This window comes from Clostridium sp. 29_15 (assembly GCF_001916075.1).
Classification (GTDB): Bacteria; Bacillota; Clostridia; order Clostridiales; family Clostridiaceae; genus Clostridium; species Clostridium lentum.
In genome coordinates this window covers 15,368-37,102 of record NZ_MNRT01000034.1, presented here as the reverse complement: position 1 = coordinate 37,102, position 21,735 = coordinate 15,368, and the positions used below count along the sequence as shown (strand labels likewise).

19 protein-coding genes and 2 riboswitches are annotated in these 21,735 nt (G+C 27.7%); of the genes, 17 read left to right on the top strand and 2 right to left on the bottom strand.

All coding sequences use genetic code 11. The features are described 5' to 3' along the window. The first annotated feature begins 133 nt into the window (after positions 1-133). A riboswitch (cobalamin riboswitch) is annotated at positions 134-344 on the top strand. 37 nt (positions 345-381) lie between these two features. From BHW04_RS07305 to BHW04_RS07280, 6 genes are all read left to right on the top strand, one after another. Then, positions 382-1,329, top strand: a complete 948-nt coding sequence (locus BHW04_RS07305) for an ABC transporter substrate-binding protein (protein ID WP_022213051.1) — start codon at positions 382-384, stop codon at positions 1,327-1,329. 12 nt (positions 1,330-1,341) lie between these two features. Next, positions 1,342-2,391 carry a FecCD family ABC transporter permease gene (locus BHW04_RS07300; protein ID WP_302699298.1) on the top strand — a complete coding sequence of 350 codons (1,050 nt, stop codon included), beginning with the start codon at positions 1,342-1,344 and terminating at the stop codon, positions 2,389-2,391. A gap of 11 nt (positions 2,392-2,402) precedes the next feature. Next, positions 2,403-3,215 (top strand): ABC transporter ATP-binding protein, encoded by an 813-nt coding sequence (locus tag BHW04_RS07295; protein WP_186834581.1) that lies wholly within the window; start codon positions 2,403-2,405, stop codon positions 3,213-3,215. 100 nt (positions 3,216-3,315) lie between these two features. Further along, entirely contained in the window at positions 3,316-4,989 is a 1,674-nt protein-coding gene (gene hcp / locus BHW04_RS07290; protein ID WP_302699297.1) for a hydroxylamine reductase, read from the top strand. Positions 4,990-5,142: 153 nt separating this feature from the next. After that, complete coding sequence (locus BHW04_RS07285) at positions 5,143-5,781, top strand: hypothetical protein (RefSeq protein WP_022213047.1); 639 nt, start codon at positions 5,143-5,145, stop codon at positions 5,779-5,781. A gap of 10 nt (positions 5,782-5,791) precedes the next feature. After that, positions 5,792-6,343, top strand: coding sequence for a hemerythrin domain-containing protein (locus BHW04_RS07280; protein ID WP_302623087.1), 552 nt, complete (start codon positions 5,792-5,794; stop codon positions 6,341-6,343). An 83-nt stretch (positions 6,344-6,426) separates the two neighbouring features. Here BHW04_RS07280 and hydG read toward each other — a convergent pair whose 3' ends face one another. Beyond that, positions 6,427-7,845 (bottom strand): [FeFe] hydrogenase H-cluster radical SAM maturase HydG, encoded by a 1,419-nt coding sequence (gene hydG, locus BHW04_RS07275; RefSeq protein ID WP_302631144.1) that lies wholly within the window; start codon positions 7,843-7,845, stop codon positions 6,427-6,429. Between the two features lie 400 nt (positions 7,846-8,245). Between hydG and BHW04_RS07270 the strand changes: the two genes are divergently transcribed. The 9 genes from BHW04_RS07270 (at position 8,246) to BHW04_RS07230 (ending at position 18,785) form a co-directional block, all read left to right on the top strand. Then, positions 8,246-9,100: an alpha/beta hydrolase gene (locus BHW04_RS07270; RefSeq protein WP_186834586.1), complete on the top strand. Its 855-nt coding sequence runs from the start codon at positions 8,246-8,248 to the stop codon at positions 9,098-9,100. Between the two features lie 250 nt (positions 9,101-9,350). Then, entirely contained in the window at positions 9,351-10,928 is a 1,578-nt protein-coding gene (locus BHW04_RS07265; protein WP_186834587.1) for a starch-binding protein, read from the top strand. Between the two features lie 153 nt (positions 10,929-11,081). Next, a riboswitch (cobalamin riboswitch) is annotated at positions 11,082-11,283 on the top strand. Positions 11,284-11,527: 244 nt separating this feature from the next. Beyond that, the gene (locus BHW04_RS07260; RefSeq protein ID WP_302699296.1) at positions 11,528-12,544 is read left to right on the top strand and encodes an outer membrane protein assembly factor BamB family protein; all 1,017 of its coding nucleotides are present in this window, start codon (positions 11,528-11,530) and stop codon (positions 12,542-12,544) included. 35 nt (positions 12,545-12,579) lie between these two features. Further along, positions 12,580-13,752, top strand: coding sequence for an LPXTG cell wall anchor domain-containing protein (locus BHW04_RS07255; RefSeq protein WP_302699295.1), 1,173 nt, complete (start codon positions 12,580-12,582; stop codon positions 13,750-13,752). A 132-nt stretch (positions 13,753-13,884) separates the two neighbouring features. After that, the gene (locus BHW04_RS07250) at positions 13,885-14,736 is read left to right on the top strand and encodes a DUF4430 domain-containing protein (RefSeq protein ID WP_302699294.1); all 852 of its coding nucleotides are present in this window, start codon (positions 13,885-13,887) and stop codon (positions 14,734-14,736) included. A 25-nt stretch (positions 14,737-14,761) separates the two neighbouring features. Beyond that, a complete protein-coding gene (locus tag BHW04_RS07245; RefSeq protein ID WP_186834590.1) occupies positions 14,762-15,661 on the top strand; it encodes an energy-coupling factor transporter transmembrane component T in 900 nt (299 codons plus the stop codon). Continuing rightward, positions 15,634-17,313 (top strand): ABC transporter ATP-binding protein, encoded by a 1,680-nt coding sequence (locus BHW04_RS07240; RefSeq protein WP_186834591.1) that lies wholly within the window; start codon positions 15,634-15,636, stop codon positions 17,311-17,313. Before BHW04_RS07245 ends, BHW04_RS07240 begins: the two co-directional genes overlap by 28 nt. Then, positions 17,295-17,990, top strand: coding sequence for an ECF transporter S component (locus BHW04_RS07235; protein ID WP_022213038.1), 696 nt, complete (start codon positions 17,295-17,297; stop codon positions 17,988-17,990). The genes BHW04_RS07240 and BHW04_RS07235 overlap by 19 nt, the downstream gene beginning before the upstream one ends. A gap of 21 nt (positions 17,991-18,011) precedes the next feature. Then, positions 18,012-18,785, top strand: a complete 774-nt coding sequence (locus BHW04_RS07230) for a sugar phosphate isomerase/epimerase family protein (protein WP_302632158.1) — start codon at positions 18,012-18,014, stop codon at positions 18,783-18,785. Positions 18,786-18,852: 67 nt separating this feature from the next. Here the strand turns inward: BHW04_RS07230 and BHW04_RS07225 are convergent, their stop codons facing one another. Beyond that, complete coding sequence (locus BHW04_RS07225) at positions 18,853-19,701, bottom strand: DegV family protein (RefSeq protein WP_302699293.1); 849 nt, start codon at positions 19,699-19,701, stop codon at positions 18,853-18,855. Positions 19,702-19,967: 266 nt separating this feature from the next. Between BHW04_RS07225 and BHW04_RS07220 the strand changes: the two genes are divergently transcribed. Both BHW04_RS07220 and trkA read left to right on the top strand, forming a co-directional pair. Next, positions 19,968-20,198: a hypothetical protein gene (locus tag BHW04_RS07220; RefSeq protein WP_022213035.1), complete on the top strand. Its 231-nt coding sequence runs from the start codon at positions 19,968-19,970 to the stop codon at positions 20,196-20,198. Between the two features lie 180 nt (positions 20,199-20,378). After that, on the top strand, positions 20,379-21,734 hold the full coding sequence (gene trkA / locus BHW04_RS07215) for a Trk system potassium transporter TrkA (RefSeq protein ID WP_302632979.1): 1,356 nt from the start codon (positions 20,379-20,381) through the stop codon (positions 21,732-21,734). The last annotated feature ends 1 nt before the right edge of the window (position 21,735 follow it).

The window sequence follows — 21,735 nt, the reverse complement described above, 5'->3', positions numbered from 1 at the left end:
TATAAGGCTGTATCAAAAAGTTTATTATTTTTGGTATAGCTTTATTGTTTTGAATAGATAGTTTTAAATATATGTAAGATTGATAAACTAATAATTATATTATACTTGAAATATGTTTTATTAATATATATAATATTGAAGGAATTAGTATGGTGCTTTTAGTTTATAAATATAAATAGGCAAAAGTTAAAAGGGAATGTGATGAAATTTCACAACAGCCCCCACTACTGTGATAGAGGATGAAAGCTAAAATTATAAATTCCATTGAGATATTTTCTTGAGAAGGAGTTTAGTGAGTAAAGAGATTCTTAAGTCAGGAAACCTGCCATAACTTTAATAGTGTTTTTCTTTGGGAGGGAGAGAACAAAAAAGGAGAAAAAAATGAATAAATTATTTAAAAGGTTTGCAGCAATATCTTTATCCACTATGATTGCTTTTGGCTTAATTAGCTGTGGAAATAATGCAGAAAAAAAAGATAATACTGCAAATCAATCATCTCAAGTTGGAGAAGTAGTATATCCAGTAACTATAACAGATTCTTTTGGTAAAGAGGTAACTTTAGATAAGGAACCTAAAAAGATTATTTCTGTAGCACCTAACATAACAGAAATGATATATGAACTTGGAGCAGAAGGCAAACTTGTAGGAAGAACTGATTATTGTGATTATCCAAAAGAAGTAACAAATATTGAATCAATTGGTAATTTAATGACGCCAGATATTGAAAAAATAATAAGCTTAGAACCAGATTTAGTAATTACTTCAACTCATTTTGATAAGGAAAATACAGCTAAACTTGAAGCAGCTGGTATTAAGATTATAGGATTATATGAAGAACATGATGTTGATGGTGTTTACACTATGATGGAAACATTAGGAAAAGCTTTAAATAAACAAGATGAAGCAACTAAGGATGTAGCTGCAATGAAATCTACTATTAAAGAAGTAACTGATGCTGTTAAAGATTTAGAAGAACCTACAGTTTATTATGTAGTAGGATATGGAGAATATGGTGATTTCTCTGCACCAGAAAATACTTTTGCAGGAGAAATTATTAAATTAGCTGGTGGAGATAATATAGTACCAGCACAAGACAATTGGTCATATAGTTTAGAGGCACTTTTAGAAGCCGATCCTGAAATAATCATTATAGGTAATGGTATGAAGGATGGATTTGAGACAGCTGAAGGATATAAGGAGTTAACTGCTGTTAAAGAAGGAAAAGTATACGAAATAGATAATAACTTAATAGACCGTCAAGGCTATAGAAATGCAGAAGGAGTAATGACTTTAGCAAAGATATTCCATCCAGAAGCCTTTCAACAATAGGAGGAGCATATTTTGGAATCAAAGAAAGCAAGAAACTATATTTATATTAGCTTATTGTGCGTTTTTTTATTCCTATGTATAGTGGTTTCTGCATCAGTAGGATCATCATCTATTAATCCAATGGAAAGTTTAAAGCTTGTGCTTAATAAAATTCCTTTGATAAATAGAGTTATTGATACTACTGATATAAAGGAAATATATGAAGTAATTATTTGGAAGGTGCGCTTACCAAGAATTTTGCAAGCATCTCTTGTTGGAGGGGGGCTTGCAGTGGTAGGTTGCACCTTTCAAGCAGTATTTAGAAACTCTTTAGCAGATCCACATATATTAGGTATTTCATCAGGAGCATCATTAGGAGCAACAATTGCAATATTGTCAGGTTTAACACTTAATTTTTTAGGAATAGGTATTATTAGTGTATTTGCTTTTATTGGAGCAATAGCAACTGTAATGTTGGTATATAAAGTAGGTGGCTTAGGTGGAAAAATAATAACTACAAATCTTTTATTAACTGGTACAGCTATAGGAACAATGTTAAGTTCTGTTATTTCACTACTTATGATTTACAATAGAGATAATTTAGAAAAAGTTTATTTATGGACACTAGGCAGTTTTTCTTCTGCCAATTGGAGCAAAGTATTATTTATGTTTATAGTATCTTTAATATCCGTAGTAATATTATTTGTTTTCAGTAGGGATTTAAATGTAATTCTTACAGGTGATGAGGTGGCAGCAAGTTTAGGAATAGATACTGTAAAATTAAAAAATCTACTTATAATTTTTTGTGCTATATTAGTTGCAGCAAGTGTATCAGTAAGTGGAACTATTGGATTTGTAGGGCTTATTATTCCTCATTGCATGAGATTACTAGTAGGTTCAGATCATAGATTACTTTTACCATTTTCATATTTTGGTGGAGCTGCATTTATGATAATATGTGATACTATAGCTAGAACAATAGCTGCTCCTACAGAAATACCTGTAGGAGTAATAACAGCTGTTTTTGGAGCACCATATTTTATATATTTACTTTATCGTAATTCAAAGAATGGAAGAGTTTGAGGTGAAGTGAGATGACGGAAAATATTTTGTCAATTAGCAATTTAAGCTGGCAACCAAATAATGAAGAAAAATATATATTAAATGACATATCCAGTGATTTTAAAGAAGGTGGTTTTTATGGTATATTGGGACCTAATGGTTCAGGAAAGACTTCTTTAATAAAACATATTTTAAGATTTTTAGAAGTAAAAGAAGGAAATATTTCTTTAGATGAAAGAAACATAAATAAGTATTCAAGAAAAGAATTGGCAACAAATATTTCTTTTGTACCTCAAAATGTTAATATGGATGTAAATTTTTCTGTATATGATATTATTGCCATGGGGAGAACACCATATTTAAAAAGATTTCAAGATTTAACTATTGAAGATAAGGCAATTATACAACATGCTATGGAAATTACAAATTGTGCTTATTTAAAAGATAAGATATTTGCTAATTTAAGTGGAGGGGAATCACAAAGAGTATTAGTAGCTAGAGCTATAGTACAGGATACTAAATATTTAATATTAGATGAGCCTATTTCACATCTTGATATACGATATCAGATAGAATTGATGGAGACATTAAAAAGGCTTAATAATGAGGAAAATAAAACAATTATTGCAATCTTGCATGATTTAAATTTAAGTTCAGCATATTGCAAGGAGATAGTACTTATGAAAAATGGAAAAATTTTTTCTAAAGGAAAAGTAGAATCAGTACTTACTAAAGAAAATTTGAAGGCTGTATATGAAATGGATTTTGAAATTCAACATTTAACTAAAAGTAATCAATTATTTTTTGTACCCTTAGTATCTGGATTATTGAATAAATATAAATAAAGCATATGCTGTTAAAGTATATGTTTTTTTGTTATTTAGGGTATTTTGATTATAAAAAAATAGATATTAAGGCAAGATAATAATAAAGGAGGAATATATAATGGAAAATAATATGGCTATGGAATATCCAATGTTTTGTTATCAATGTGAACAAACATCAGGGGGAAAGGGATGCACTAAGATGGGTGTATGTGGGAAAACCCCTGAAGTAGCAAATCTACAAGATTTATTAATATTTCAATTAAAAGGAATAAGTTGTTATGCAAATGAACTTATAAAAAAGGGAGAAAATGTTGATAAATCAACAATAGCTTTTATTGAAGATTGTTTATTTACAACATTAACAAATGTTAATTTTGATGCAGATAATCATGTTAAGTTATTAAGAGAATCTCAAAAAATAAAAGATGATTTAAAAAAGAAGGTTGGTAAAATTAAAAATGATACAGCTCATGTAACTTATATATTAAGAGAAAGCAAAGCAGAAATGCTTGAAGATTCAAAAATTGCAGGAATTATGTATGATCAAGATTTAGATCCTGATATACGTTCATTAAGACAAACAATTGTATATGGATTAAAAGGTATAAGTGCTTATGGACATCAAGCAAGATATTTAGGTTATTACGATGATCAAGTAGATAATTTTTATGTAAGAGCTTTAGAAGCAACAACAGATGATAGTTTATCAGTAGAAGAGTTAATAAGATGGACTATGAGAACTGGTGATATGAGTATTGCTATAATGAAAAAGTTAGATGAAGCAAATAATAAAGTATATGAACAGCCTTCACCACATAAAGTAAATGTAAAGATTAAAAAGGGACCTTTTATTATAGTTTCTGGTCATGATTTAAGAGATTTAGAACAGCTATTAGAACAAACAGAAGGAAAAGGTATAAATATATATACCCATGGAGAAATGTTACCTTCACATGGTTATCCAGGATTAAAGAAATATAAACATTTAATTGGAAATTATGGAGGTGCATGGCAAGATCAACAAAAAGAATTTGATGGTATTCCTGGATGTATACTAATGACTACCAATTGTCTTATGAGACCAAGAGAAACATATAAAGATAGAATATTTACAACTAATGTTGTTGGATGGGATGGAGTTATAAATATACCAAAAGGAAAAGATGGTAAAAAAGATTTTACACCAATAATTGAAAAAGCATTAGAATTAGGTGGCTTTGAAGAAGACCAAGAACCACATGAAATTATTGTAGGTTTTGGTCATCATGCAACTTTAAGCAATGCAGAAGCTATTGTAGGAGCTGTAAAGGATGGAAAAATAAGACACTTCTTTTTAATAGGAGGTTGTGATGGGGCAAGACCAGGTAGAAATTATTATACTGAATTTGCAAAAAAGATACCAGATGATTGTATAATTCTTACTTTAGCATGTGGAAAATATAGATTCAATAAATTAGATTTTGGTGAAGTAGCAGGTTTACCTAGATTATTAGATGTAGGACAATGTAATGATGTTTATTCAGCAATTAGAATAGCTACAGCATTAGCAGATGCTTTTGGAACAGATGTAAATGGATTACCATTATCTTTAATAGTTTCATGGTATGAACAAAAAGCTGTAGCAGATCTTTTAGCATTGCTATCATTAGGAATTAAAGATATATATTTAGGACCAACACTTCCTGCTTTCTTTAGTCCTAATGTTCTTCAATATCTTATAGATACTTTTAATTTGCATTTAATAAGTACACCTGAAGATGATTTAAAAACTTGTTTGAAACAAGAGATATAAAAGAAATATAAGTTAGTTTGAAAATAATGTGTATTTTATATGAATATTATTTATATTTGTAACAAATGTTACTTAAAATAATTTAAAGTTGATGTATATTAATATTATAGTTTGAAGTAAAAAGTATTATGTAAGTTGATAGGAGAAGAGAAAATGAGTTTATTTTTAGGTAAAATACATTTTTGGTTATTTAATAAGGTATTATGGTTTGAAGGGTTAGAGGATGAAATTATAAAGTTAGCACAAGAAGAAGGATTAAATGTAAAAAAATTAAGTGTTGAAATTAATAATAAGTATGGACAAAAAACTGAAAATAAAAATTTAGAAGAAATAATAGATACAAGTAATATTCATGGATGGTTACAAAATAAAATTCATAGTGCAGAAGGAAGAATGGCAGCATGGACAAAAGCTATCTTAGAAAATAATGAAACTGCAATTGGAAAATTAGAAAATATATATGCTAATCAAGGAATAAAAGCAGCTAAAGAAGTAAAAGAAGAAAAAAATATTATAAGTGCTAAAGAAATATATGATAGCATTAATGATTATATTCTTGATGGTATGCCTTGTGACAGAGTTAATGAAGTTATAATAGCTGAAGAAGATAAAGTGCAATGGAAGAGAAGAATATGTGTACATAACGATATCTGGCAAAAAGAATCAATGGATGTATCTATATTTTATCAATTAAGAAATATATGGATAAAGGCATTTGTTCAAGAAGTAAATAGTCAATATGAGTATGTTAAAATAGATGAAACTACAATGGAAATAAAGAAAAAGCAATGAGGAAAAAACTATGAATGCTATAGAATTAATGAATGAAGAACATAAAAATATACTAAGAATGATTAAGGTTATAAGAAAGGTATGCTTCAATATAATGAATGGTACAGAAATTAATTATAAAGATTTAGAAGATATAATTGAATTCATTAGAAATTATGCCGATAGTCATCATCATAAAAAAGAAGAAGACATATTATTTAATAGAATTACTGAAAATTTAGGGCAATTAGGAGAAAAACTTGTGAAGCATGGAATGCTTGTAGAACATGATTATGGAAGACTTTATATAAGTAATTTAGTTGAATCTATTGAAAAGGTAAAAGGTGGCGATGAAGAAGCTAAGCTTGATATAATTGCTAATGCAATATCATATACCCATCTAATGGAAAGACATATTGATAAGGAAGATAGAGTAGTATATACTTTTGCAGAAAGAAATTTAAGCAAAGAAATATTAGAGAAAGTTAATAATGAGTGTTATAAATTTGAAGATGCTAATGAAGCTGTAAAAGATAAATATTTAAATATTTTAGGTAAATTAGAAGAAAAATATACTAAATAAATACAGTATAATAACTTAAAGCAACGGATAAGTATAAGTACTATCCGTTGTTTTTTAAACATTGAAAATTTATAGTAATTAAATTAAAACCTGAAATCTCTTTTACCATTATTTAATTTACTTAAATATTCAAGTACTATTTGCCTAACTTTTTCATTAGGTATCTTTTTTATTTCAGTAGCAATTACTTTTTCTCCATTTTCTTTTGTAAGAGGAGAAGCATAATCTTCTAAATATTCCTTTAAAGTAATAAGAGCATTTGGTAAACAGCAATTGGCTATTTGTCCATTTTTAACAAGGGTCATAAATCTATCACCAGTTCTTCCTTCTCTATAGCAGGCAGTGCAGAAGCTAGGGATATGTCCTATTTCTAATAGCCAATTGACAATTTCATCTAAAGTTCTGTCATCACTTATATCAAATTGAGCAGAACTTTCATATTTTTTTTCTTTAATGACATATCCTCCAACGCTTGTAGAAGAGCCACCACTTAATTGAGATACTCCAAGCTCTAAGACTTTTTCCCTAGTTTTTTGTGATTCTCTAGTGGAAACGATTAATCCAGTATAAGGTACTGCAATTCTCAAGACAGCAACTATCTTAGCAAATATTTCATCGGAAATTGCATTGGTAAATTCATGGGGATTTATATCATCAGCTGGTCTTATTCTTGGTACACTTATGGTATGTGGACCTATGCCTTTAACTGCTTCTAGGTGTTCAGCATGCATTAAAAGACCTACAAAATCATATCTATAAAGATTTAAGCCGAACAATACTCCACAGCCAACATCATCAATACCACCATCCATGGCTCTATCCATTGCTTCAGTATGATAATTATAATCATGTTTAGGACCAGTGGGATGTAATGCCTCATAAGCTTCTTTATTATAAGTTTCCTGGAATAATATATATGTTCCTATGCCAGCTTTTTTTAATTTTTTATAGTTTTCTACGGTGGTAGCAGCTATATTGACATTAACTCTTCTAATGGCTCCATTTTTATGTTTTATGCTATAAATTGTATTTATGCTTTCAAGTACATATTCTATAGGATTATTTATAGGATCTTCACCAGTTTCTAAGGCAAGTCTTTTATGGCCCATATCTTGTAGTGCAATTACTTCTTTTTCTATTTCCTTTTGAGTAAGTTTTTTTCTAGGAATATGTTTATTTTTGAAATGATATGGACAATATGTGCAGCCATTTACACAATAATTTGATAAATATAGAGGAGCAAACATTACAATTCTATTACCATAAAATTTTTCTTTAATTTCTTTGGCTAAACTATAAATTTTATTATTTTCCTCTTCTAAATTACATTCAAGAAGTACAGCAGCTTCTCTATGAGTAAGGCCAGTACAGTTTCTAGCTTTTTCAATGAGTTTATTAATTAATTGCTTATTGTTTTTATTTTTTTCTGCATATTTAAGTGTTTCAAGTATTTCATCATCATTTATGAATTCGGTAGCTTTATTTGATTTTACATTATACATATTCAAACATCTTCTTTCCTTAATAGTTTATTTAAAATCGTATCCTTTAATGTAGATTAATTTACTATATATTACATATAAGTAAATTTTAACATAAATAAATTCTTTTATCAAAATTTATAATTAATGATAAATTATTGAAGAAAATCTACCACATATATTTCATAAGGCTAATAATAAAGTTAAGCAGAAAGAAGAAGTAACATCACATTATGATATAGGAAATGATTTTTATAGCTTATGGGTATCAATGAAATTAAAGGCTTAAAATTATAAACTTTACTTTTGTATAAGTTAGCTAAGAATAAATTAAGTCATAGCATAAAGAAGAGTTGAATAATAATAAATATATAGGAGTAGAGCTGTAATTATGCGGTTCTTTAGCATTTTGGAGGGAATTATGGAATTTAAAGAGGATATTAGAAGGTTTAATGAAAAGCATAAGATGAATACAGTAAAGATTGGAGGAGGGGATTTTAATTATGTACTTTCAGGCAGCGGAGAGAAAAAGATTGTACTATTTACAGCAGGAAGTGGATTATATGAAGGGTTTTATCGACATATACAATTATTGGAAGAGAAGTATACTGTGGTAGCTTTTGATTATCCTGATGGGAAAAAGGATATTTACCATTTAGTTGATAGTATTGCAGAATTTTTAAAAAGTATAAATTTTAATAAATCTTATTTCATTGGGGAATCATTAGGTGGTTTAGTAGTAGAACTATTTATGAAAAAGTATCCCAAAATGATAGAGGGAGTAGTGCTTACTAATACAGGAACTATCACTAAAAATATTCCTAATACAATGAGAAAAGAAGTTGTTGATGGAATAAAATCTGCCATTAAGACTGTACAGATGACACCAGCATATATCTTAAAATCAGCATTGATAAAAAAATCATTGAAAAAGATTAAAGAAGATTTTGATGGAAGTATTGATAGCATATATGCCAAGGAATACGTAGGATACCTTATGGAAAGGGTAAGTAAGGAGAAAGCTATATATCTATGCAGTATTGCATTAGATTTTGCTGAAAATATCACTTTTGATAAGAATGACTTTAAGGATTTTGATGGAAGCATATGTATAATAAATACAAATGATGATGAGGTTTTTGATGAAAGAATTAAGGCTGAATTAAAGAAACTATTTGAAAATAACATTAGTAAAACAATAAAAAGTGGTGGACATGCATCATTTTTATTTAGGCCAGTAGAGTATGTAAAGATGCTAGAAGATATGATTATTTAAAAATTCATAATTAGTAAAAAGATATTAATAATTAGCAATAAGTTAGTTATTAATATCTTTTTTTATCACATTTTAAATAAAAAAATAATAGTATAATATGCGAACTCATTTTTGTTTACGAATATATATAGAATCATAATGTTTAATTATGAGAAAAAGATTGGATAATAATTTAAAAGCAAGGGCATAATAAAAAATAAAATTCCATTAAATTAATAATAACTTTCTATTATTATTGGGGGAAGGTTTTATGATTATAAATAACGGAATCAATGAGGAAACGATTCTTCATGTGTGGAATTGGTCATTTAAAACAATAAAAGAAAATATAAAGGAAATAGTCAATGCAGGATATACTTGGATACAGATATCGCCAGTTCAAGGGACTAAAGATAAAAGTCTAGTAGTAAAGGATTGGTGGATGTTATATCAACCAATTAATTTTAAGATAGGAAATTTTCAATTAGGAAGTAGAGAAGAGTTTATTGGAATGTGTGCAGAAGCTCATAGGTATGGATTAAAAGTAATGGTAGATGTAATATTAAACCATATGGCCAATAGAGGTGGAGGTAATGATAGCAATTTTCCACATGAAACAGTTGAATCATTTATAAGAGATGATATTAATTTTTGGCATGAAAGAAAAAAAGTAGAAGATTGGGATGATAGGTGGCAAGTTACTCACTGGTGTATAGGTCTTCCAGATTTAAACACATCTAACCATATGCTTCAAGACATAATTATTGATTTTTTAAATGATGTTATTGAATGTGGTGCAGATGGATTAAGATTTGATGCAGCTAAGCATATTGAACTACCTGAGGATCCAGGTGGAAGTGATTTTTGGCCAAGAGTAATAGGAGCATTAAAAAATAAAGAAAGATTACTTTTATATGGAGAAGTATTACAGTGTGGAGCATCAAATTATGAAAAATATATAAAATATATGAGATTATCAGCAGAAGGTTATAGTTATGCCATAAGGAAAACTGTTGGATATAAGTCAGAAAAAAATATTAATAACGCTAAAGAATATCAAGTACCTTATGGAGTTAATGGCTCAAATTTAGTGACGTGGATAGAATCTCATGATGATTATGCCAGTGATATTGAAAAAAGCTTTGAGTTAAGTCAGTGGCAGATAAAGATGGGATGGGCAATAATTGCTTCAAGAAGTGAATCAATACCATTATTTTTTAATAGGCCTAAAGGGAAAATATGGCTTGAAGGAACTATTGGAGAAGCAGGAAACGATTTCTGGAAGAGTAGTGAAATTGTTGCAATAAACAAGTTTAGGTTAAAGATGAAAGGAGAAAAGGAAAATATTATTACTTTAGGTAATAATCTGATGATTGTTGAAAGAGGTAATAAAGGTGTGATAATGATTAATATTGGTGGACATTATGATATAAATATATATACTAACTTAAAAGATGGCATATATAAGGATAAAATTTCCGATAAATTATTTTATGTAAGAGATGGGCGGTTAAATGGAACTGTTGAAGAAGGGAGAATATCAATAATATATCATGAATTAGAAGAAGATTTTATAGAAAAAGATATATATTATCTTCGTGATAATAAGGTATTTTTCACAAATCCTTTAAGATGGGATAAAGCAAGGGTATATATATATAAAGAAGGAAACTATAAATCTACAGAATTATCACCATGGCCAGGAAGAGAAATGTATAGAGAAGGAGAAAATTTATATAGCTATCCAATAGAAGATTATTGGATTAGTGGACGAGTGATATTTACTAATGGAAATACTCAGATACCAGAGTTTGCTAAAGAAGGGTTACCTATTTTAAAAAATAAATAAAATTTTATTTTAAGATATAACTTTATCTAAGTATATGGTCAGTGAAAAGATATGTACCTAGATAAAGTTATTTTTATATATACAGATTTAATAAAATGAAAAAGTTAAATTAAGTTGACATTGGTATTATGTTACTATAGAATTAATAAGTAAAATTTAATAAGTTTTTGTGGTTACATTTGTAATAATAGGGAATATGGTTAGAATCCATAGCAGCCCCCGCTACTGTAAAAGATACGAAACTCTACTTAATATATTATTTTATTAAGTAATGTCACTGAGGAATACTTGGGAAGGCAAGAGGAATAGATTTGAAGCTTTAAGTCAGGATCCCTGCCACAAAAATATAAGTGAATAATTTCGGTGGGAAATGAAAGCATATACTTTTTAATAACATATTGCAGATAAATAATTCATTAAATTAATGAATTATTTAATTTGTCTATGATTTAATTTATTTATTTAATATGTATTGCTTAAAAATCTCATATTTTATGGGATTTTTTTATTTGTAATACTTTAAAGATGATTAAAAAAAGAATACTAGCATTTCATAAGGATAATGAAATTATTTGCCATCAATTGAAAGGGGTAAAAGTATGAAAAAAATTAATGTAGGCAAAAAAGTATTGTCTATGCTACTAGTAGCTTTTTTATTAGTTACTAACTCTTTGGTTGTAGGTGCTACTCCAAGAAAAGAATCGGCATGGCCACAGTTTAGAGGAGAAACTTTAAATCCAGGAGTGACAGATAGTAAAACTCCAAGAAGTTCAGAAGAAATAGAGGAATCATGGGCTAAGAAAATGGGGACAGGCTGGAGCTTTAGTGATCCAATAGTTGTTGGTAGTTATGTTTACATAACAGATAGTTCAAATGTCAAAAAATTAGATAAGGAAACTGGAGATATTGTATTAGAAAAACCTTTAGCAGAAAGAATAGGATTTTTCTCAAGAATGGCTTATGGAGAAGGAAAGTTATTTGTTCCAGTTGGAGAAGGAAGAATACAATGTATTGATGCAAATACATTAGAGTCTCTTTGGATAACAAAAGTAAATCCATCAGACATGTCTTTACAAGCTATATCACCTGTTACTTATTATAATGGTTATGTTTATATGGGAGCAACAAGTGGTTCTGCTGATAAGGGAATTTTTTATGCAGTATCAGCTGAAGATGAAGATCCATCAGTTGGTGATGAAATAAAAGAGTATACTTGGACATATTCACCAAGTGAAGGGAAAAAAGGATACTACTGGAGTGGTGCTTCTATAATTGGAAACAGTATAGTTTTTGGTGGTGAAAGTGGACAAGTTGTAAGTCATAGCTTAACTACAGATGCTGTAATAGATACTTTAGAAATAAATGAAGCCATAAGAACATCAATTCATTATGATATAAAAACAGGTAGAATTTATATAGCAACTAAGGCAGGAAATATACATTCAGTGAAAGTTAATTCAGATGGTACTTTTGATAAATCATCTTTAATAACTAAAAAAATAGGTTCTGATATAACATCAAGTCCTGTTTCATATAATGGAAGAATATACGTAGCTGGTGGTGGTGCATTATCTGGAGCTGGATTCTCTGTATTAGATGCCAATAACCAATATTAACAACTGCATATGCTACAGCAGAAAATAACTATACAGTGTATTTATATTTATTTAATTATAAAAATCCAGATGATATATATGTGATTAAGGATTTCCAAGGTAATACAGAACCATCTTATGAAAAAGTAGCAACACCATCAAAACCACAATATAATTCATCATCTGCAGCAATAGATGAAGAGGGAAGTATATATTTTAAGAATGATTCAGGTTATTTATTTAAATTTATAAATAAAGTAAATGGTGCATTTGGTGTGGAAGATGTTATAGATATTATAAATAGATTACCTAATATTGAGAATATAACTTTAAATGATGAAATATCAATTAATGATGTAATGGAAAGATATAAAGATTTATCTGATGAAGATAAACTTATGGTTACTAATATTGATAAATTAAATTCAGCATTAGAAAAGATAAATGACTTAAAGGATGCTGATAAAGAAGTAGAAAGATTATTAGTTGAAATAAAAGAATTACCAGATGAAATAACATTAGAAGATAAAGCTAAAGTTAAAGAGTTATTTGATAGTTATGATAAATTATCAGAAGAGCATAAATTAAAGGTAACTAATGCAGATAAGTTAATTAATTCATATAAAACTATTATAAAATTAGAAGAAGCTGAAGCTATTAAAGATATGGAAGCTAAGATAGCTAAACTACCAGAGCTAAAAGATATTGTTTTAGATGAAGAAGAAAAAATAAATAATTTATATAAAGAGTTTACAAATTTATCAGAAGATGTACAAAATCAAGTTACAAATAAGGATAAGCTTATTGAAGCTAAGGAAAAGATAGATTATGTTAGAGGAGAAGTAACTTCAATAGAAAAAGATATTTGGGAAAAAATAAATCCTGAAAATATCACTTTAGAAAATAAAGATATAGTTTATGGATTAATATCAAGATATAATGCATTAGATGAAAGAGATAGAAAGTATGTAAATCACTTTGATGAAGTGTTAGATGCTAAAAAAGTAATTGATACATTAGAGAAAGCTGAAGAAAAAGTAGATGTAAAGCCTGAGGTTAAACCAGAAACAAAACCTGAAGTTAAATCAGAAGTTAATACTCAAACAAATTTACCAAAAACAGGTGGAGTAAATTCAGTAATATTAATATTTATTTCTGCAATAATATTAACTACTGGAACTATATTATTTTTAAAAAATAATAATTTAAGAAAAGAAATTAAAAAGTAATTTAAAATAAAATAGCTTGCACAATTGAATGTTTATTTAGAAAAGCTTAGTTGTGCAAGCATTTTTTTATTTAAGTAAATAAAATCTTAATAAAGATAATTTAATACTTTAATAAATATATTGGAGGCAATTATGAAAAATAAAAATGTTAAAATAGGAGCTATTATAATAGTTCTTATATTAGCAATTATAGTTTCAGGTGGATTTATGATAAAAAGTTATGAAAGTTCATTAACAACAAAACCTGAAGTTAATAAAAATAATGATTTAATAACTGATAAAACTATGGAAGATAATAGTTCTAATGGGGAAAGTAATGATGAAAATAATAAGTCAAAAGAAGAAGAAACGTCTATTAGTGATGGTGAACAATTAAAAAATGAAGAAAATATTAGTGAAGATAAAAAAGATAATTTATTAAGTGATGATAATATCAATGAAGTTAAGTTAGGAAGTAGTAATCCAGTAACAAATGAAGAGGAATCAAAAGTTACAGTAGAAAAAAAGCAAGAAGCAAATGGTAGTGCTGGTAGTACAAATGTTTCTCAAGAAAGTAAGCCAGAAATTAAACCAGAAAGTAATCAAGAACCAGTAAGTAAATATGTAACTATATCAATAACTTGTCATACTATTTTAAATAACTTAGATAAAGTTTCAGATAACAAAAAAGGAATAATACCGTCAAATGGTGTTATACTATCACAAAAGCAAGTTGAAATAAATGATGGTGATACAGTATTTGATGTGCTTTTAAGGGAAACAAGAAAACAAAGAATTCATATGGATTTTGTGGAATCTCCTGTATATGGAAGTGCATATATAAAGGGAATAAACAATATTTATGAATTTGATGCTGGGGAACTTAGTGGATGGATGTATAGTGTAAATGGTGTTTTCCCTAATTATGGATGTAGCATTTACAATTTAAATGATGGCGATGTTATTCAGTGGATGTATACTTGTGATTTAGGTAAAGATTTATAAAAATAATAAGGGAGTCAATAGAAACATGGATATAAAATCATATAATTCGTTTAGTGAATATCATCCATTAGTAAACTTTTTATATTTTACTGTAGTTATAATGTTTTCCATGATATTTCAACATCCAGTATTATTAGTAATATCTATTATATCTTCATTTAGTTATACAATAATACTTAATGGAATTAAAGCATTAAAATTTAATTTATATTTTTTATTGCCAATGCTTTTTATGGTAATAGCATTAAATCCATTATTTAGTCATCAAGGTATGACTATATTATTTTATATTGACAATAAACCTATAACATTTGAATCATTTATATATGGGATAGTTACAGCTATGGTGCTTGTAACAATGGTTATGTGGTTTAGTTCTTATAATAAGGTAATAACTTCAGATAAGATAATATATCTTTTTAGCAAAACAATTCCATCAATAGCATTATTAATTTCTATGACATTAAGTTTTGTTCCAAAGTTTAAAGTGCAATTAAAGAAAATAAGAATGTCTCAAAGAAATATAGGGCGTGATATTAATAATGGAAATTTTTATGAAAAGGCTAAACATGGATGTAGGATTATATCTATACTTATAATGTGGGCATTAGAAAATGGTGTTCAAACAGCTGATTCAATGAGGAGTAGGGGATATGGATTAAGAGGAAGAACTCACTTTTCGTTATACAAGATGGATAAAAGAGATAAATTAACTTTATCTATAATGGGAGTATTAATTGCAATTTGTATGTTGGGATATTTAGGTGGTAAAAATACAATGCAGTTTTATCCATATATACAAATGAAAAAAATAGAGGTAATAGATTATATTATATATTTAACATATATCATATTAGTTTTTTTCCCAATTATAATTGAAGTAGTGGAGGCATTAAGATGGAGATTATTAAAATCAAAGATTTAAGTTTTAGTTATCCAGATACTGAAAAGAAAGTATTAGATAAAATAAATATTAATATAAATGAAGGGGAATTTATTCTTTTAATTGGAGAATCAGGGTGTGGTAAAAGCACTCTTTTGAGACAATTAAAAAATGAAATACAACCATATGGCAAAGTGTTTGGGGAGATATTATATAAAGGGAAAAATATAAGAGAATTAGACCAAAGAAAATCTGCATCAGAAATAGGATTTGTTATGCAAAATCCAGATTATCAAATAGTTACAGATAAAGTGTGGCATGAGCTTGCTTTTGGGTTAGAAAGCTTAGGCATTGATTCACAAACAATAAGAAGAAGAGTTTCGGAAATGGCTAGTTTTTTTGGAATACAGACATGGTTTAGAAAAGATGTATCTGAATTAAGTGGTGGACAGAAACAATTATTGAATTTAGCAGCAATAATGTGTATGCAACCTGATATATTAATATTAGATGAACCTACATCTCAATTAGATCCTATAGTTGCAACAGAGTTTTTAGAAACTGTATATAAGATAAATAGAGAACTAGGTGTAACAGTTATACTTACAGAACATAGATTAGAGGAAGTATTTTCTATGGCTGATAAAGTGATTTTAATGGATGATGGCAAGGTTATAGGAAGTAAAAATGCAAATGAAATAGGTGATATAATATATAATAATGGTAATAAGCATTCTATGTTTTATTCTCTTCCTACACCAATTAAAGTTTATAAAGAATGTGATGGTGTTGGACAATCTCCTTTAACAATAAAAGAAGGAAGGGAATGGGTTAAAAAAACATTTAATAAAAAAAATACAATACTTAAAGCAGTATCAAGTGATTTAAAAGAGAATAATAAAAAAGAATCTGTTATTAAATTAAACAATGTATGGTTTAGGTATGATAAAACATCTCCAGATATATTAAGAGGTTTAAATTTAGAAGTTTATAAAAATGAAGTATTATGTATTCTTGGAGGAAATGGTACAGGGAAAAGCACTACTTTAGGTGTTATTTCAGGTAGTAATAGAGCATATAGAGGAAATGTTTATATTAATAAAAAAAAGATAGAAAAGTATAAATTATCAGAGTTATTTAATAATAATTTAGCAGTACTTCCTCAAGATCCACAAAGCTTGTTCGTAAAAAGTGTTTTGCAAGATGATTTAGAAGAGGTTTTAGATGGTACGAAACTATCTAAAAGTGAAAAGACTGAAAGAGTTAAGAATATTAGTGAACTACTAGGTATAGTTAATTTATTAAAAATGCATCCATATGATTTAAGTGGTGGAGAACAACAAAAAGCAGCATTAGCAAAGATATTATTACTAGAACCTAAAATATTAATATTAGATGAGCCTACGAAAGGGATAGATGGAAATTTTAAAAGAGAACTAGGAAATTTATTTAAAAGTTTAAAGAAAAGAGGCATGACCATTGTTATTGTAACTCATGATATTGAATTTGCTGCAGATAATTCGGATAGATGTTTAATGTTTTTTGATGGAGATATTTCATCAGAAGGTACACCAAGGGAGTTTTTCTGTGGCAATACATTTTATACAACCAGTGCTAATAAGATGTCGAGAGGTATTTTGCAAGATATATTAAAAGTTGAGGATATGGTAGATATATGGAATTATCAAAATTAAAGTCAGTAAAAGCATCAATTATAAGCATTTTATTAAGTTTTATAATTTTATTATTTGGGGTAAAGATAGGTGATAGGAATTATTGGTTTGTAAGCATGTCTTTAATTATTTTAGCTATATGGTTATTTTTTTCTTTATTTGAAAGTAGAAAACCAAGAGCTAGAGAGATAGTTCCAATTGCTGTAATGTCAGCAATTGCAGCAATTGGAAGGTTTGCTTTTGCAATGTTGCCACAGTTTAAACCAGTTGCAGCAATAGTTATAATAACAGGAATGTCCTTTGGACCAGAAGCAGGTTTTTTAACAGGAGCAGTATCGGCACTAGTATCAAATTTCTTTTTTGGGCAAGGTCCTTGGACTCCTTGGCAAATGTTTGCTTTTGGTGTACTAGGATTTCTTGCAGGGCTTTTATATAAATATAAAATTATAAAAAATAAATTATCAATTTGTATATTTGGAGGTATAGCAGGTTATTTATATGGATTTATAGTGAATTTATGGATTGTTTCTACACAATTAAATGATATTACTAAAGAAAGATTAATGACAATTTATATTTCAAGTATACCATTTGACACTATACATGCAGTTTCAACTATTTTATTTTTATTTATATTAGCAATGCCTATGAAAGAAAAAATGGAAAGATTAAAGATTAAATATGGATTGTTTAGATAGATGATAGAAGAGGAATTAATAATGAGTAAAATTTATATATCGCAACTTTTTAATGATAATGAAATAATTGATTTTCTTAAGGATAGGGATATAGGCCTGGAAATTATTGAATTTGGAATAGGAAGTGTATTAGATCAAGAGGATAATGGATTAAGTGATTATTGTAATAGAATGGGAGATACCATTAAAAAACGTTCTTTATCAATACATGGACCATTTTTAGATTTAAATCCTGCTAGTTATGATAGTTTGGTAAGAAACATTACAATGCTTAGATATAATCAAGTATATTCAGTTGCCAAGAAACTTGGAGCTGACAGAATAATTTACCATTCATGCTTTAATGAAAATATTTATTTTAAGGAATCATATGTTAATAACTCTATTGAGTTTTGGAAGGAATTTTTGAAAGATAAGGATGATACTATTAAGATACATATTGAAAATGTGTTAGAATCTAAAATGGATCATTTAATAGAACTTATTGATGCAGTAAATAATAAAAATTTAACATTATGCTTAGATATTGGACATGTAAATTGTTATGGAAAAGATAGTATAGAAACATGGATAAAAAGATGTGGGCATCGTATAGGTCATGTTCATTTACATAATAATGATGGAGTTAAGGATACTCATAATGGATTAAGTTGTGGAAATATTGATATTGATACTGTGCTTAATAGTATAAATAAGTATTGTAAAGATTCATCAATTACTATTGAGATTAATAATTATAATGAATTACATAATTCAATTAATATAGTAGAAAAGTTTTTCAATAACAATAAATAAAATCACTTACATAATTATATAAAATATTTTTAAAAAGGTATCTGAAATATTACTTTCAGATACCTTTTTATTTGGTAAAATAGGCTACGCCTATACTACCAGGACCAACATGTAGGCCAATTATAGGACCAATAGTGTCAATTTGTACCTCAACACCTAGTTTTTCTTTGATTTTTTCTGCTAAGTTAAGACCTTCATCGGGACAATTTATATGATGAACAATGACACCACCTAACTTTTTACCTTGTAAATCACTAATTAATGTATTAATAATAGTATCTATGGCTTTTTTCTTAGTTCTAACTTTAGTAAATACAGTGGTTTTTCCTTGACATACTGTTAGTATAGGTTTGATTTGAAAAAGCGTTCCTAAAAGAGCAGCGGCTCCACCGATTCTTCCACCTTTTTTTAGGTAGTCTAAGGTATCAGGTGTAAATAAAAATCTACTATTATTAATAACAGTATTACATACATTTAATACTTCTGCCATAGAATTTCCAGCAATGGCTGATTTAGCTGCTTCAATGGCTATGTATCCCATCTGCATACAGTTACTTCGGGAATCAACTATTTCTATTTGTGCATTTGGATATTTTTCTAAGAGCATATTTTTTATTAGGTTAGCACTAGATACAGTACCACTCATATCTGAAGAGATAAAAATACCAACTATAGAATTACCTTCTTTAATTATCTTTTCAAAAGTATTATATATTTCATCAGGAGATGGCTGAGAAGATGAAGGAATTTCAGTGCTTGATTTCATCTTTTGATAAAATGTTTCATTATCTAAATCTATTTCTCGTGTAGATACTCCGTTCATAATTACGTTAAGTGATACTACAGATATATCATATTTATCTATGAATTCCTTTGGTATATATGATGTACTGTCTGTAACAATTTTTATTGCCATATATAGTCCTCCTTATTATTCTTCTTTGATTATAATATTATAGCTCAAAAATTATTGGAAAAATTATTAATTATAAATAATTATCAGAAATTTAACATTAATCTTTCATAAGAATTATTAACAAATTTTCATATAATTATATTACATAAATGTTAAAAAATAAGTGGGAAATCGAATAAATAATAAAATAATGTTTAATAAACGAACATTATTTTATTTTTAGGAATATTATAAAATGTAATGCATATTCAAGGAGGCTAATATAAATGAATGGCTATGAACTTATAAGAAAGCTACAGAACAAGATGCAAGATTCTAATTTTGCTCAAAAGTTTAATAGATTAGCTCAAGAATTAAATAGTATTCCAGGATTACAACAAGAGATAATAAAAATAGCTCAAATGACTAATGAAAGAGAAAGGCAAAAAGCTATAAAAAAATTACCTGATAATGTAAAAAAATCTGTTGCTGAACTAATTCAGTTATTAAATAATTAAATATATATATATAAGCTCCCAAATATAGAGGAGCTTTTATTTTACTTAATACTTAATAAATATATATATATTTGTTAAGTAAAATACAAAGAGTAATTGAGTTACTTAGTGTAATAATATATAATAAGAATATATTTTTTATTTATATTAAATATACATATGATTTAAGGAGATATACAGATGAATATAGTTATAGTAGGAGCAGGAAAAGTAGGATATGCCTTGGCCAAATATCTTTCTATAGAAGGTGACAATGTTACTATAATAGATAATAATATTGTAGCTTTAGAGAGAATTAACAATAGTCTAGATGTAATGTGTGTTAAAGGAAATTGTACAAGTTTGAAAGTGCTTAATGAAGCAGAGGTTAAAGATGCTGATTTATTAATTTCTGTAACAAATAGTGATGAATTAAATATGCTTTGTTCTTTAGCTGCTAAAAAATTAGGTACTAAGTATACTATATCAAGAGTACGAAATCCAGAATATGATGAGGATATAACTTTATTATCAGAAGCTGTAGGTATTGATTTAGTAATTAATCCGGAAAAAGCTGCTGCTAATGAAATAGCAAAACTAATAAAGTTCCCATCAGTATGTAGTATAGATGATTTTTCCGAAGGAAAAGTAAATTTAATTGGATTTAAGATTGCTCATAATACAGACTTAGTAGGAAAGAGAATTTCCGAAATAGGTTCTATCAGAGGAAATGTATTATTTTGTGGAATTGAAAGAAATGATACAGTAATAATACCTAAAGGAGATTATGTTTTTCAAGTAGATGACAGAATATATGTTATTGGTGAGCATAAAGAAATTCAAGATTTCTTTAAGAGGTTGGGAAAATACGAAAAAAGAGTTAGGAACTCAATGATTATTGGCGGAGGTAAAATAAGTTACTACTTAGCTAAGAAAATCAATGAAGTAGGAGTAAGTTGTAAAATAATAGAAAAAAATATTAAGAAATGCGAAGAATTAACTGAATTGTTGCCAGATTCTATAATAATTAATGGAGATGGAATGGATCAGCAATTATTAATGTCTGAAAATTTAAGTGAGGTTAATAATTTTATTGCCTTAACCGATAGAGATGAAGATAATATAGTGGCTGCGTTGTTTGCGGCAAATAAGAGTGTTAATAACATTATTACTAAGGTTACAAGAGAAAATCATATTACTATAGCTGAAAGTGTAGGAATTAATTCAATAGTTAGTCCTAAACTTGCCACTGCTAATAAGATAATTAAATATGTCAGATCTCTTAAAGGTCAAAGAAAATATTTAATTGAAAATATGTATATGATTTGTAATGAAAAGGTTGAAGCAATAGAATTTATAGTTGATGAAAATACTAAAAATTTAAATAAAAAATTCAAGGATATAACATTATCTGATGATGTAATTTATGCAACAATAGTTAGGGATGATAAGATAATTATACCTACAGGAGATGATTGCTTAAAAATTAATGATAAAGTAATAGTTGTGTCACAAAATAAGAAATTTGAAGAGATAATCTTCGGAGGTGACAAATAGC

What these genes read in the sequence shown, in the direction of transcription:
- BHW04_RS07305 (WP_022213051.1), top strand. Translation starts at nt 382, where the DNA reads ATGAATAAATTATTTAAAAGGTTTGCAGCAATATCTTTATCCACTATG.
- BHW04_RS07295 (WP_186834581.1), top strand. Translation starts at nt 2,403, where the DNA reads ATGACGGAAAATATTTTGTCAATTAGCAATTTAAGCTGGCAACCAAAT.
- hcp (WP_302699297.1), top strand. Translation starts at nt 3,316, where the DNA reads ATGGAAAATAATATGGCTATGGAATATCCAATGTTTTGTTATCAATGT.
- BHW04_RS07285 (WP_022213047.1), top strand. Translation starts at nt 5,143, where the DNA reads ATGAGTTTATTTTTAGGTAAAATACATTTTTGGTTATTTAATAAGGTA.
- BHW04_RS07280 (WP_302623087.1), top strand. Translation starts at nt 5,792, where the DNA reads ATGAATGCTATAGAATTAATGAATGAAGAACATAAAAATATACTAAGA.
- hydG (WP_302631144.1), bottom strand. Translation starts at nt 7,845, where the DNA reads ATGTATAATGTAAAATCAAATAAAGCTACCGAATTCATAAATGATGAT.
- BHW04_RS07270 (WP_186834586.1), top strand. Translation starts at nt 8,246, where the DNA reads ATGGAATTTAAAGAGGATATTAGAAGGTTTAATGAAAAGCATAAGATG.
- BHW04_RS07265 (WP_186834587.1), top strand. Translation starts at nt 9,351, where the DNA reads ATGATTATAAATAACGGAATCAATGAGGAAACGATTCTTCATGTGTGG.
- BHW04_RS07260 (WP_302699296.1), top strand. Translation starts at nt 11,528, where the DNA reads ATGAAAAAAATTAATGTAGGCAAAAAAGTATTGTCTATGCTACTAGTA.
- BHW04_RS07250 (WP_302699294.1), top strand. Translation starts at nt 13,885, where the DNA reads ATGAAAAATAAAAATGTTAAAATAGGAGCTATTATAATAGTTCTTATA.
- BHW04_RS07245 (WP_186834590.1), top strand. Translation starts at nt 14,762, where the DNA reads ATGGATATAAAATCATATAATTCGTTTAGTGAATATCATCCATTAGTA.
- BHW04_RS07240 (WP_186834591.1), top strand. Translation starts at nt 15,634, where the DNA reads ATGGAGATTATTAAAATCAAAGATTTAAGTTTTAGTTATCCAGATACT.
- BHW04_RS07235 (WP_022213038.1), top strand. Translation starts at nt 17,295, where the DNA reads ATGGAATTATCAAAATTAAAGTCAGTAAAAGCATCAATTATAAGCATT.
- BHW04_RS07230 (WP_302632158.1), top strand. Translation starts at nt 18,012, where the DNA reads ATGAGTAAAATTTATATATCGCAACTTTTTAATGATAATGAAATAATT.
- BHW04_RS07225 (WP_302699293.1), bottom strand. Translation starts at nt 19,701, where the DNA reads ATGGCAATAAAAATTGTTACAGACAGTACATCATATATACCAAAGGAA.
- BHW04_RS07220 (WP_022213035.1), top strand. Translation starts at nt 19,968, where the DNA reads ATGAATGGCTATGAACTTATAAGAAAGCTACAGAACAAGATGCAAGAT.
- trkA (WP_302632979.1), top strand. Translation starts at nt 20,379, where the DNA reads ATGAATATAGTTATAGTAGGAGCAGGAAAAGTAGGATATGCCTTGGCC.